This is a genomic window from Cryobacterium sp. MDB1-18-1 (genome assembly GCF_004402735.1).
In the GTDB taxonomy this organism is placed as follows: Bacteria; Actinomycetota; Actinomycetes; order Actinomycetales; family Microbacteriaceae; genus Cryobacterium; species Cryobacterium glucosi.
Map to the genome: position 1 here is coordinate 83,497 of NZ_SOFR01000055.1, position 12,497 is coordinate 95,993.

At 66.8% G+C, this 12,497-nt stretch carries 12 protein-coding genes, 1 tRNA gene and 1 other RNA gene; 5 read left to right on the forward strand and 9 right to left on the reverse strand.

Annotation, left to right across the window (positions count from 1 at the left end):
- Nucleotides 1–13: 13 nt before the first annotated feature.
- Nucleotides 14–89: transfer RNA gene (locus E3O50_RS14320), tRNA-Lys, on the reverse strand.
- Between the two features lie 117 nt (nt 90–206).
- On the opposite strand from E3O50_RS14320, the gene E3O50_RS14325 reads away from it, so the two are divergent.
- Together E3O50_RS14325 and E3O50_RS14330 are read left to right on the forward strand one after the other, a co-directional pair.
- Nucleotides 207–1,085, forward strand: a complete 879-nt coding sequence (locus E3O50_RS14325; RefSeq protein WP_241975380.1) for an inositol monophosphatase family protein — start codon at nt 207–209, stop codon at nt 1,083–1,085.
- Nucleotides 1,085–1,648, forward strand: coding sequence for a septum formation family protein (locus tag E3O50_RS14330; RefSeq protein ID WP_134559430.1), 564 nt, complete (start codon nt 1,085–1,087; stop codon nt 1,646–1,648). The genes E3O50_RS14325 and E3O50_RS14330 overlap by 1 nt, the downstream gene beginning before the upstream one ends.
- An 18-nt stretch (nt 1,649–1,666) precedes the next feature.
- Here the strand turns inward: E3O50_RS14330 and E3O50_RS14335 are convergent, their stop codons facing one another.
- The 8 genes from E3O50_RS14335 to prfB all read right to left on the reverse strand — a co-directional run bounded on the left by E3O50_RS14335 (nt 1,667) and on the right by prfB (nt 9,810).
- The gene (locus E3O50_RS14335; protein ID WP_134559432.1) at nt 1,667–3,391 is read right to left on the reverse strand and encodes a SulP family inorganic anion transporter; all 1,725 of its coding nucleotides are present in this window, start codon (nt 3,389–3,391) and stop codon (nt 1,667–1,669) included.
- Between the two features lie 46 nt (nt 3,392–3,437).
- The gene (locus E3O50_RS14340) at nt 3,438–4,097 is read right to left on the reverse strand and encodes a dihydrofolate reductase family protein (RefSeq protein ID WP_134559434.1); all 660 of its coding nucleotides are present in this window, start codon (nt 4,095–4,097) and stop codon (nt 3,438–3,440) included.
- A gap of 127 nt (nt 4,098–4,224) precedes the next feature.
- Nucleotides 4,225–4,611, reverse strand: a transfer-messenger RNA (tmRNA) gene (gene ssrA, locus E3O50_RS14345).
- Between the two features lie 119 nt (nt 4,612–4,730).
- Nucleotides 4,731–5,705: a hypothetical protein gene (locus E3O50_RS14350; RefSeq protein ID WP_134447305.1), complete on the reverse strand. Its 975-nt coding sequence runs from the start codon at nt 5,703–5,705 to the stop codon at nt 4,731–4,733.
- 90 nt (nt 5,706–5,795) lie between these two features.
- A complete protein-coding gene (gene smpB / locus E3O50_RS14355) occupies nt 5,796–6,272 on the reverse strand; it encodes an SsrA-binding protein SmpB (RefSeq protein ID WP_134559436.1) in 477 nt (158 codons plus the stop codon).
- A gap of 89 nt (nt 6,273–6,361) precedes the next feature.
- Nucleotides 6,362–7,276, reverse strand: a complete 915-nt coding sequence (gene ftsX, locus E3O50_RS14360; RefSeq protein WP_134447301.1) for a permease-like cell division protein FtsX — start codon at nt 7,274–7,276, stop codon at nt 6,362–6,364.
- A complete protein-coding gene (gene ftsE / locus E3O50_RS14365) occupies nt 7,273–8,607 on the reverse strand; it encodes a cell division ATP-binding protein FtsE (RefSeq protein WP_134559438.1) in 1,335 nt (444 codons plus the stop codon). The genes ftsX and ftsE overlap by 4 nt, the downstream gene beginning before the upstream one ends.
- A gap of 90 nt (nt 8,608–8,697) precedes the next feature.
- Entirely contained in the window at nt 8,698–9,810 is a 1,113-nt protein-coding gene (gene prfB, locus E3O50_RS14370; protein WP_134447297.1) for a peptide chain release factor 2, read from the reverse strand.
- An 85-nt stretch (nt 9,811–9,895) separates the two neighbouring features.
- Here prfB and E3O50_RS14375 point away from each other — a divergent pair, with 85 nt between their 5' ends.
- From E3O50_RS14375 to E3O50_RS14385, 3 genes are read left to right on the forward strand one after another with little or no spacing between them, the layout of a single operon-like run.
- Complete coding sequence (locus E3O50_RS14375; RefSeq protein WP_134559440.1) at nt 9,896–11,209, forward strand: MFS transporter; 1,314 nt, start codon at nt 9,896–9,898, stop codon at nt 11,207–11,209.
- Nucleotides 11,210–11,252: 43 nt separating this feature from the next.
- Nucleotides 11,253–11,756, forward strand: a complete 504-nt coding sequence (locus tag E3O50_RS14380) for a nitroreductase family deazaflavin-dependent oxidoreductase (RefSeq protein ID WP_134559442.1) — start codon at nt 11,253–11,255, stop codon at nt 11,754–11,756.
- 2 nt (nt 11,757–11,758) lie between these two features.
- On the forward strand, nt 11,759–12,421 hold the full coding sequence (locus tag E3O50_RS14385) for a pentapeptide repeat-containing protein (protein ID WP_134559444.1): 663 nt from the start codon (nt 11,759–11,761) through the stop codon (nt 12,419–12,421).
- Nucleotides 12,422–12,497 lie beyond the last annotated feature (76 nt).

The window sequence follows — 12,497 nt, forward strand, 5'->3', positions numbered from 1 at the left end:
GATCTGGCTTTACTGGTGCACCCCCCGGGACTTGAACCCGGAACCCACTGATTAAGAGTCAGTTGCTCTGCCAATTGAGCTAGAGGTGCGTATTTGTTTCTCCGGGACGACCCGAAGCGACTCTAGAGAATAACACCGGAAACGTCCCCGGCGCCAATCGAGGCCGCGCACCGGTGAGTCGCGCGGAAATTACTATCCTTGGGAGTGTGACCGACGCGACAATTCCTCCCCGAAACAGTGCCTCCGACGAGGCCTCGACCTACAGCCTCGACGATGACCTGGCCCTCGCCATCGAACTCGCCGATGCCGCGGATGCCATCTCCCGCGACCGCTTCACCGCGATGGACCTCGTCGTCACGACCAAGCCGGACCGCACCCCCGTGACGGACGCCGACCAGGCCGTCGAACGAGCCATCCGTGCCCTCCTCGCGGAACGACGTCCGAACGACGGCATTCTCGGCGAGGAATACGGCACCGCCGGCTCGACCGTGCGCCAGTGGATCATCGACCCGATCGACGGCACCGCCGGTTTCCTGCGCGGCGTGCAGATCTGGGGAACTCTGATCTCCCTCGCTGTCGACGGTATCCCCGTCGTCGGAGTGGTGAGCTCCCCCGCCCTCGGCAAGCGCTGGTGGGCGCGAGCCGGCGCCGGCGCCTGGTCCAGCGACGAGCGCACCCCCGACGCAGCCCCGCGCCGGCTCCAGGTCTCCGGCGTCCCGACCCTCACCGACGCGTCCCTGAGCTACAACAGCATCCAGCAGTGGGACCAGACCGGCCACCTCGACGAGCTTGTCGCCCTCTCCCGGTCGGTGTGGCGCACTCGGGCATACGGCGACATGTGGTCGTACATGCTCCTGGCCGAAGGCGTGCTCGATATCGTGGCCGAATTCGACCTCAAGCCATACGACATGGCCGCGCTCGCCCCGATCGTCCAGGAGGCCGGCGGCACCTTCACCTCGGCCGACGGGCTCGAGGGACCCTGGCACGGCAGCTCCCTCGCCACCAACGGACTGCTGCACGCCGCGACCCTCGAGGTCCTCCGTGCGTCCGCGGCCGGCACCGCCGGCACGGCCCGTCACGGCTGATGCCACCCTCGCGCCCCGGGCCGGTCCGGGTTGCCCCCCTCTCTGCCCGGCGCGCCGTCATCGCGCGAGCCGCGGCCACAGCAGCACTCGCCCTCGGCCTGTCGCTTACGGTGAGCGGATGCGCCTCCGTCGCCCGTCTCGCCCCCTCGGCCAGTGACGGGGCCGCCTCGCTTGCCGCATCAGCCACGGCCGTGCCGATCGAGGTGTCAAAGGTCGTAGTCGGGGACTGCCTCGACAACGTCGGGGACGCCGAAGTGGCATCCGCTGTCACCGTCACGCTGGTGCCGTGCGCCGAAGTGCACGCCTTCGAGGTCTACGCGGGCTTCGACCTGCCGATGGAGTCGTATCCCGGCGAAGACGCTGTCGTCGCGGCGGCCGAAGACGGCTGCGGAACCCGGTTCGAGACCTTCACCGGCAGCGCCTATGACGGCTCCCAGCTCGATTACAACTACTTCGTTCCGCCGGAGGACGGCTGGACGATCTCCGGCAGCCACCTGGTCTCGTGCCTGATCGACGACCCCGCCGGCCCCGTGACCGGAACCCTCGCCCAGGCCCGCCGTTGATGCCCTGACATCACGAGGTCAGGCGTCACGGTCCCACTGCGTGCCGTCGAGGTCGCCCCGCAGCGTCCCGGTCGCCGCGTCGACGGCAGCGCCGACGGTGTCGGCGAATCGTTCGGGCGGGAACCGTTTGCCGAGGCCGTATCGACGCAGGACGTCTTTCACGGGACCCTTCATCTCCGCGAAAACGAGGGTGGCGCCGCGCTTCTGCAGGAACTCATCCAGTTCGAGCAGTTCGTCGACGGCGGTGGTGTCGATATCGGTGATGGGTTCCGCGGCCAGGATCACGGTGCGCACGTCGGCGCCGGCCGCGCTGACGGTCGCCCGGACGTAGTCGTCGAAGATCCCACCATTGGCGAAGAAGAGCGGCGCGTCGAAACGCACGATGACGATTCCGGGCAGGCGCTCGCCTTCCGGGTGCCGTGACAGGTCGTGGTAGCCCCGGAGGCCATGAATGCGACCCAGCTCCGCACGATACGGCCGCCAGGCGTGGCCGACGAATTCGCCGAGCGACAAGACGACCGCGACGATGATCCCTTCGATCACGCCGACGACGAGCACGCCGAAGAAAGCAGCGACGGACAAGAAGGCATCGGTCCTGCTCATCCGCACGAGGGCGACGAATCCCGTGATGTCGACGAGCCCCGCCGCCGCAACCATCACGACGGCCGCGATCGTGGCGGATGGCAGGAAGTCCGTGAGGCCGGGTGCGAGCAGCATGAACAGAACGAGGAGGACAGCCCCGGCCACTCCGGCGAGTTGAGAGCGCGCCCCGGCGCTCTCAGCGGCGGCAGTACGCGACGACGACGCCGAGATGGGGAACCCGCCGAACAGGCCGGCGAGCAGATTCGAAGCGCCGACCGCCACCATCTCCTGGCTGCCGTCGACGTTGTCCCCGCGGCGCGCGGCGAAGGTGCGGGAGAGCACCGCGGTGTCCGCGAAGGCGATGAGCGCCATCCCGAGCGCGGGAAGGACCAGGCCGACGACATCCGCCCCCTGCAGGCCGGCGAGGGCGGGTGCCGGAAGGCCGGCGGGGAGAGCGCCGACGACGGGGAGGCCGTCGTGGAGGCCGAGGGCGAACGTCAGCACCATCGAGGCCACGACCGCGACGAGGATCCCAGGGATCCGGCTCTTCGTCCAGACCAGGACGACGATGACACCCAGTGAGCCGATCCCGAACAGCATCGCGGTCGGGTTCACCTGGCCGCCGACGATGCCGGTGACGATGGCGATCGCATCTCGCAGCGGCGATGCCGACGAGAGAGAGAATCCGAGGAGCGGCGGGATCTGCGACAGAATGACGATCACCGCGAGTGCGTTGAGGTAGCCGACCCGGAGCGGCTTGGAAAGCAGGTCGGTCACGAACCCCAGGCGCAGCAATCCGCCCAGGATGAGTACCGCGCCGACCATGATTCCCAGGAGTCCGGCGAGGGCAACGGCACGGGCGCTGTCCCCGGCGGCGAGCGGCAGGATGGCCGCGGCGATGATCGGCGCGAGAGCCGAGTCGGGAGCGAGCACCAGGATCCGGGACGGCCCGACGACGGCGTAGACGAGAAGAGGAACGATCGTGGCGAACAGGCCGGACTCGGGCGGAAGGCCGGCGACCTCGGCATAGCCGATGCCGACCGGGATGAGCAGGGCGGTCAGGATCGCACCTGCGCGCAGATCGGGCAGCAGCCAGATGCGCCGATAGCCCAGCGCTGTAGCGACGCCTGGCGCCCATTTCCGCAGTCCGGTGTCGGCCATGAGACTCCTCGTCCGAGGTCATCATGCCCCGAAAGCGCGCGGCGGACTACCGAGCCGTGCGACGGGTGAAGACCAGATGGACGACTCCGGACGGAGAAGGGGTCGCCTCGATGTCAAAGCGTTGCTCGAGCCCCTCGAGTCCGTCCCACAGCCGTTCGCCCCGGCCCAGGACGATCGGTACGAGGACGATGTGCATGTGATCGATCAGGTCGGCCTCGAGGAACTGTCGAACCGTGCTGACGCCGCCACCGACCCGGACGTCGCGGTCGCCGGCCAGGGCGCGAGCCTGTTCGAGCGCCGAGACGGGGTCGGAATCAACGAAATGAAAGGTTGTTCCGCCGTCCATCACGAGCATCGGCCGCGGATGGTGCGTCAGCACGACCACGGGGGTGTGGAACACCGGGTTGTCGCCCCACCATCCCTTCCACTCTTCGTCCTCCCAGGGACCACGCACCGGGCCGAACTTGTTGCGGCCCATGATCTCCACGCCGATCCCGGGACCCCAGGCGCTGGCGAACGCATCGTCGACGCCGAAGGATGCCGCAGACTCCCCGTGAAGGCCCATCTCGCGGAAGGTGCGTGTCGCGATCGCCCATTCCAGGAGCCGGGAGCCTGCGTGTCCGAAGGGAGCGTCGAGTTCCTGGCCTTCTCCGGTGCCGAAGCCGTCGAGGGAGACCGAGAAGTTGTGCACGCGGACGAGGGACATGTCATCTCCTGGAGTCGTGGTCGTAGGGAATCACACTATGGTGATTCGACCCACGGGCTCAAGGGGTCACGAGCTCACGACCGACGGTCCGAGACTCGAGGACTCAAGAGCGTGTGACAGGAACCGATGGTGGAGATGGGGGGAATTGAACCCCCGTCCACTGCTGTGGTCATATGCCTTCTACGGGTGTATCCAGTGAAGTCGTTCTACTCGGCTCCGGAATTTGCCACTGTCAGCTAATCCGACGAGCCCAGCCCTCGTTTAAGTCCCCCTACACCCCGCGGCTCAGAGTAGGAGCAATCTCTCTAAATGACGTCAGGGTCCGGGTAGAGAGCATTCCCGGCCTGACGGACTCTCTAGTTGCTTTACTTAGGCCGCGAGGGCGTAAGCAGAAGCAGAGTCAGTGCGGTTTGTTTTGGCACTTATTGTTTTGCAGGGAGCGTTAACGAGTTAACCCTGCATCCTCGACCCGCTTCTCACAATTGCGCAGGCAATGTCGAAACCGATCATCCCCATGAGCACTCGTCGCCATTGTTCGGCGCCACCGACGTGCGGCGGAATGAGTGGGTCCTGTCACACACTGTTGAGTTGTCAATACTGCACTCGTTCTTTTCGAACTGATCGTGCAGCCTTTCAGTCTACAACACTTCTGCCGGAATGCGGGGCGACGGCCAGCAGGACGCGCTCGGCCTCGGAGTCGCCGGGAACGATCACATCGATGCGCGCAGCACCAGACCGGACCGTGACGATACTCGCCTCGGCGTAACGCGGATGCCGCTGCACGGTGACCGACTCCAACCGCGCCAGGAACACGATCAGCCGGGAGCTCGACAATTCGGACCGATCGGCCAGACCGAACCAGTCGCGACGGGACAGCACTTGAACCTCCGCGTCGGTCCCGCAGACGATGGCGCCGTGCAGCACAGTCGGACGGAACAGGTTCAACACCCGCGCCATGAAGCCGCCGGTCGCCCGAACCCGCTCACGCGGATGCGCGGCGTAGAGGTGGAGTTCCGGCTCGCGATCCCGCAGATTCGTCCAGTCCGCCATCAGGTCCGCGTCGGTTGCCCGGAATACGGCAGAGTTGAGGACGGCATTGGGCCGCCGGTCGATGGCGGGGCCGACCGGGAAAGTCAGCATCGAAGCAGCGGCCGTTGCGGCGTCGTGTGAGCCGAACGTCACTCCCAAGCCCAGCGACATGTCACGGAGCATGTCGACGAATCCGCTGACGACCTCGCGCGAGGAGCCGTTGTAGCCGACCTGGAGCACGCTGCCGTCCCGGGAGTACACCCGAAGGCGCCCGTCGGTGAGGTCGACGCTGTCCTCGATGGCAACGACGGCGTCGTAGGGCAGAGTCGAGCCGGCGTATGCCGAACCTGTCCTGCTCAGCACAGTGAGGGCGTCGCTCCCCGCGATGATCAGGTGGTCATAGAGGTCCATGGTCGGATCCGCGTCCCTGCGCGGGATGTTCCGCGGCACCTTGAGCACGAGGCGCTCCGACGTGGGATCGCACCCGAAGTCGCGAAAGAGCCGCGGGACCTCATCCAGTGTCCGCACCGCGTCCACCCAGGGGCCGAAGGCGTTGTATTCCGCGTCGGCTGTACTCATTGCCTTCATCGTAACGCCCCGCATCCGCCGCATCGACGCGTGCGGATGCCGTCGCCCGCTCGTCCGACGGGCGGGCGATTCAACCGGGTGTCAGTCGCCGATGTGCTTGCGCGCGGACATCGCGCGGTCGGACTCGCGCTTGTCCTGGCGCTCACGGAGCGTCTGGCGCTTGTCGTATTCCTTCTTGCCCTTGGCGACGGCGATCTCGACCTTGGCCTTGCCGTTGCTGAAGTAGATCCGCAGGGGAACGAGCGTGTAGCCGCCCTCCTTGGTCTTGTGGCTGATCTTGATGATCTCCTGCTTGTGCAGCAGCAGTTTGCGCTTGCGCCGCGGCGGGTGGTTCGTCCAGGTACCGGCCATGTATTCCTGGATGTGAACGGCGTCGAGCCAGGCTTCGCCGCCCTCGATGAAGGCATAGCCGTCGACGAGCGAGGCGCGGCCGGCGCGCAGGGATTTCACCTCGGTCCCGGTGAGCACCATTCCGGCCTCGTACGTCTCCTCGATGAGGTAGTCGTGGCGTGCCTTGCGATTGGTCGAGACGACCTTTTCGCCGATTTCCCTGGGCACGGGTTACTCCTCAACGTCGGTGGGTGGGCAGACCGGTACCGGCCAGCCCACCAGTCTAGCTCTCGGCCTCGAGCCGTTCGGACGAACGGCTACACCTTCAGGTAGCGGGTGATGGCGAAGTTGGCGGAGAAGGCCGCGAGTACCGCGCCGACCACCAGCAGGATCGGCACGACGAGGAGCGCATCCTGCATGCCCACAAGCGAGAAGCCTGTCAGCCGGGAACCGAGGAAGCCCTGGACGAACCATTGCACGAGGGCAAGGACCGCACCACCTGCCAGAAGCGATCCCAGCAGCGCCGCAAAGACGCCCTCGAGGATGAACGGCGTCTGGATGAACCGGTTCGATGCACCGACGAGTCTCATGATGCCGAGCTCACGCCGCCTCGAGAAGGCCGACAGCCGGATGGTGGTGGCGATCAGCAACGCTGCAGCCACGAGCATGAGCGAGGCGATACCGATCGCCGTGTAGCTCGCCGCATTGAGCACGGAGAAGATCTGGTCGAGGTACTTGCGCTGGTCAGCGACGTTCTCGACCCCGGCCACGCCGGACAGGCTCTCCACGAGCACATCCGATTGGGACGGGTCCTTGAGGTTCACCCAGAAGGTCTGGTTCAGTTGCTCCGGAGTCACATAGTCGGCGACCGGGTTGCCTGCGAACTGCTTCTTGAAGTTCTCGAAGGCCTGTTCATGCGTCTCGAAATAGTACTTGTCCACGAACGGCGAGAGCGTCGGCGACTCGAGCTGGGCCTTGACGGCGTCGATCTGACCCTGGCTCGCCTCTCCCCCGGTGCAGGTCTCCCCCGGTGAGATCGCGGTGCACATGTAGATTCCGACCTGGGCGCGGTCGTACCAGAAGTTCTTCATCTGGCCGATCTGCATCTGCATCAGGATCGCAGCGCCGACGAAGGTCAGCGAGATGAAGGTCACGAGCACGACAGAGACAACCATCGAGGCATTGCGACGCAGGCCGTTGGCGGCTTCGGAGAGCACCAGTCCGAGTCTCATCGGGTGGGTCCCACATTCTGTTCGCCGGTCTGGTCTGGTTTTTCGCCGGGAGCACGAAGCCCCAGCCTCTCGGCCAGGGTGAGCTGGTCGAGAACGTCGTCCTGGGTAGGTGCCATCGGACGCGACATGTACTTCGGTTGCTCGGCAGCACCCGCATCTGACGGGGAATCGTCTGCACCGGTCCCGGTTGGCGTCGTCGCGGCATCCGCCTGCTGCTCGCGGCCGGGCAGGAAGATCGCCGAGGTCAGCGGGAGGGGCATGCCGGAATCTGAGGCAATAGCCATGGCCTGCTCGCCGAACGGCTGCGGAATGGCGGCGGGCGGCGTGGCCGGGGCCGCAGCGTCTGCGCCCGTCTCGGCGAGGGCGCCCGCACGAGCCGGGGCGTCGGGGACGATGACGACCGGCGTGATGGGTGCAGCAGGAACGGGAACGGCCGCTGGCACGAGCGGCGCGGGCACGGGTGCGGAGGGGTGGGTGAGGGCAGGAGTGGCCGGGGCCATCGGGTTCGCCTGGTTTGCCTGGTTCGCCGGGTTCGCCGGGGCGAACACCGACGGCAGTGCGCTCGGCGCAAGTGCTGACACGGTGTGCTGCGGGTCGATGGCCGGCTTCCGGTGCAGGCCAGCTCCGAGCGGAATGATCGGGATGCCTGCGGTCGCGTAACCACCCTGGCGTTCGTCGCGCACGATCTTGCCGCCGGAGAGCTCGATGACCCGGCGCTGCATCTGGTCGACGATGCCGGCCTCGTGCGTGGCCATGACCACGGTCGTGCCGCCCGCGTTGATGCGCTCGAGCAGGGCCATGATGCCCGCGCTCGTGGTGGGGTCGAGGTTTCCGGTCGGCTCGTCGGCGAGAAGCACCTGGGGCTTGTTGACGATGGCTCGCGCGATCGCGACCCGCTGCTGCTCACCTCCGGAGAGTTCGTGGGGCAGCCGGAGCGCCTTCTCGGCGAGTCCGACCATCTTGAGCGTGTCAGGAACGGCCTCCTGGATGAAGCCGCGCGACTTGCCGATCACCTGCAGGCTGAAGGCGACGTTCTCGAACACGCTCTTGTTCGGCAACAGCCGGAAGTCCTGGAAGACGACTCCGAGGTTGCGCCGGAAGTACGGGACTTTGCGGTTCGAGATCGACCGCAGGTCCTGTCCGAGCACGTGGATGCGCCCGCTCGTGGGTTTGTCCTCCTTGAGGATCAGCCGCAGGCAGGTTGACTTACCCGAACCGGATGCACCGACGAGGAAGACGAACTCGCCGCGCAGAACCTCGACGTTGATGTCGTCGAGGGCCGGTCGGGTCGTTCCCGGATATTTCTTAGTGATGCTGTCAAAACGGATCATGGCCCCTTGAGCCTAGGCAGGCATCCTGTGTTTTGCCAGTTCGACATACCGGCAAGCTTTTCCTCACAGGCAGGAACCGCCGAATTGGGCTCAATCCTGCGGTGCCTGCTTCCGCCAGCGGATGCCGGCGGCGATGAAACCGTCGAGGTCGCCGTCGAAGACCTGGGTGGGATTGTTGACCTCATAGTTGGTGCGGAGGTCCTTGACCATTTGGTACGGGGCGAGCACGTAGCTGCGCATCTGGTCGCCCCAGCTCGCCGTGATGACGCCGGCGAATTCCTTCTTGGTCGCGGCTTCCTGCTCGCGCTGGATCAGCAACAGCCGGGACTGCAGCACCCGCATGGCGGCCGCGCGGTTCTGGATCTGGCTCTTCTCGTTCTGGCAGCTCACCACCGTGCCGGTCGGGAGGTGGGTGATCCGGACGGCGGAGTCCGTCGTGTTGACGGACTGGCCGCCGGGTCCGCTCGACCGGAACACGTCCACGCGGATGTCGGTGTCCGGGATCTCGATCGACTCGGTCTGCTCGATGAGCGGCACGACCTCGACGGCGGCGAAAGAGGTCTGGCGCTTGCCCGCGGAGTTGAACGGGCTCATCCGCACGAGCCGGTGGGTGCCGGCCTCGACGCTCAGCGTGCCGAAGGCATACGGCGAATCGATCTGCAGGGTCGCGGACTTGATGCCGGCCTCTTCCGCGTATCCGACGTCCAGCACCGTCACCGGGTAGTCGTGCTGTTCGGCCCAGCGCAGGTACATCCGCATCAGCATCTCGGCGAAGTCGGCTGCGTCGACGCCACCGGCGCCCGAGCGGATGGTCATCACGGCGGGTCGTTCGTCGAATTCGCCGTTGAGAAGGGTGTGCACTTCGAGTTCGCCGAGTACCTTCTGCAGGCTCGCGAGCTCTGCGGTGGCTTCCTCGGCCGACTCCTCGTCGCCCTCGCCGTCGTTGGCCATCTCCACGAGGACTTCGAGGTCGTCGAGCCGGGACTCGATGCTCTCGATGCGCGCGAGCTCCGACTGGCGGTGGCTGAGGTCGCTCGTGACCTTCTGGGCGTGCTCCGAGTCGTCCCACAGGTCGGGGGCGCCGGCCTGGTCGTTCAGGTCGGCGATGTCGGTGCGCAGTTGATCGATGTCGATCACGGCCCGAATGTCGCCGAAGGTGGCCCGCAATGCGGCGATCTGCTCCGAAATGTCCAGCTCAATCATTTGTTGCCCAGCCTACCCGGCGTCGCAGGTCGCGGGCTGGTGCCCACCCGGGCGCGGCTGCGCACCCGGGTAGCATCGAGGAGTCATGACAAGCACCGAACGCCCCTTCAGCCTGCGCTCGGTGGCCCTTGCCGCCTTCCTGCCGACGTTCCTCTTCTCCGTCGGTGAGGGTGCGATCATCCCGCTGATCCCGATCGTGGCCAACAACCTCGGGGCGTCACTCGCCATGGCGGGGTTCATCGCCGCGATGATCATGGTCGGCGAGCTCATCGGCGACATCCCGAGCGGCTGGGTCGTCTCCCGGATCGGCGAGCGCAACGCGATGATCTGGGCATCGTTCCTCGCGATCATCGCGATCCTCGTCTGCCTGGTCGCCCCGAACCCGCTCGTGCTGGGCGTCGGGATCTTCATCGTCGGCCTCGCGACGGCGATCTTCTCCCTCGCCAGGCATGCCTTCATGACGAGCTACGTGCCGGTCGCCTACCGGGCGCGTGCGCTGTCGACCCTCGGCGGAATCTTTCGCGGCGGCTGGTTCGTCGGCCCCTTCATCGCGACCGCGGTCATCCGCTTCACCGGGGGCACCCAGGCCGTGTTCTGGGTGTTCGTCGTCGCGTGTCTGGGCGCGGCCCTCGTGCTCCTGCTGTTGCCGGACCCGGAGAGCACCTTCGGCACTCCCGAACTCGCGACGTCCCCGGATGGAACCGTGCGCCCGGCCGGCCAGGAACTCGCGGAGGAGGAGAGCCAGGGCCTGTTCCAGACCATCTGGAGCTTCCGTGGCGTCCTCCTCCGGCTCGGCACCGGCGCGGGCCTCGTCGGCGCGATGCGGTCGGCCCGCGCCGTCCTCATCCCGCTCTGGGCCGTCAGCATCGGCATCAGCGAGCCGGACATCGCGCTCATCATCGGCATCGCCGGCGGCATCGACTTCGCCCTGTTCTACGCGAGCGGCCAGATCATGGACCGTTACGGTCGCATGTGGAGCGCGCTCCCCTCGATGATCGGCCTCGGCCTCGGCCTCCTCGTCCTCGCGTTCACGCATGACCTGTCCACCAACGTGCAGTGGCTCATCGGTGTCGCGATCTTCCTGTCGGTCGCGAACGGGATCGGCAGCGGAATCCTGATGACACTCGGCGCCGACCTCGCCCCCAAGGACAACCCGGCACCGTTCCTCGGAGCGTGGCGGTTCACCGGCGACTTCGGCAGCGCGGTCGCCCCGGTCGCCGTCGCCGGGCTCACGATCGTGTCGATCTCCCTCGCGAGCGGCGTGATGGGCGCCTTCGGGCTGATCGGCGCCGTGCTGCTCGGCCGGTACATCCCGCGCTACGTTCCCCGCCGCCCCCGGCCCGGAATCAAGCCCGGACCAGCGTCGGGGACCCCCGGAACGCTGCCCGGCCGGGAATGACCGATGTGGAATGTTCCCCAGTGCAGTGACGTTTAATGGTGTCATGCCCCTCATCGGAGAATATGAACCCAGCCCACAGCAGTGGGTCCGCGACCAGGTCGCCCTCTACGAGAGCTCAGGCGGCGAGCAGGGCACCACGATGCGCGGCATGCCCGTCATCGTGCTGACCACGCTCGGTGCGAAGTCCGGCAAGATCCGTAAGGCCCCGCTGATGCGCGTCGAGCACGACGGCAGCTACGCGGCGATCGCCTCGCTCGGCGGCGCACCGCGGAACCCGGTCTGGTACGCCAACGTGGTCGCCCACCCCGAGGTCGAACTGCAGGACGGCACCCGGAAATGGGACATGGTCGCCCGCGAGGTCACCGGCGACGAACGCGCCGCGTGGTGGGAACGCGCCGTCGCGGCATACCCCGACTATGCCGACTACCAGGTCAAGACCGAACGGATCATCCCCGTCTTCGTGCTCGAGCCCCTCGCCGCAGAGCCGGTAACCGCAGAGCCTGTCTCCGCCGTTCAGAGCCCCGCCGCACCCGCGGCGCAGGACTGAGCGTGGCGCGCGCCCGCTCCGGCACCAGACCTCCCCTTCTCGACCCGATCCGCCTCGACGACCTCACGGATGCCGATGGCTCAGAGCTCGTCTCTGGCGCCGACGTCGAAGCACAGCGTTTCAGCGGCTGCGACTTCGACGGACGGGACCTCACCGGGGTCGCCTTCCGCGAGTGCGAATTCCACACGGTGTCGCTCAACGATGCGAAACTGCGCGGCGCAACCCTGTCGGAGTGCGTCGCGGGCGAACTGCACGCGGCCATCTTCAGCGCACCCCGCTCGGTCTGGCGCGACGTGCGCGTCGAGCACTCTCGCCTCGGCTCCGTCGAACTCTACGAGTCGAGCCTCCGGTCCGTGCAGTTCGACGGCAGCAAGCTCGACTTCGTCAACCTGCGGAACGCCCAGCTGCACGATGTCCTGCTGAGCAATTGCATCATCGAGGAGCTCGACCTCGGCAGCGCGACTGTGCAGCGCCTCGAGCTCCGGGACTGCCGGATCGGCACTCTCGACGTGACGAGGGCCACGCTCAAGGACGTCGACCTGCGCGGAAGCGATTTCAGCGTCATCCGTGGTCTCGAGGGTCTCCGCGGAGCCACGGTCGACGACTCCCAGCTGAGCCTCCTCGCCCCGATCATGGCGGATCACCTGGGCATCATCGTCGAGTAGCGGCGCCGAGTAGCGGCGCCGCGCTCGGTTCCGGGCTGTAGCCGAGCGCGGGTATTCCGCCGCTCCGCGTCTGGTG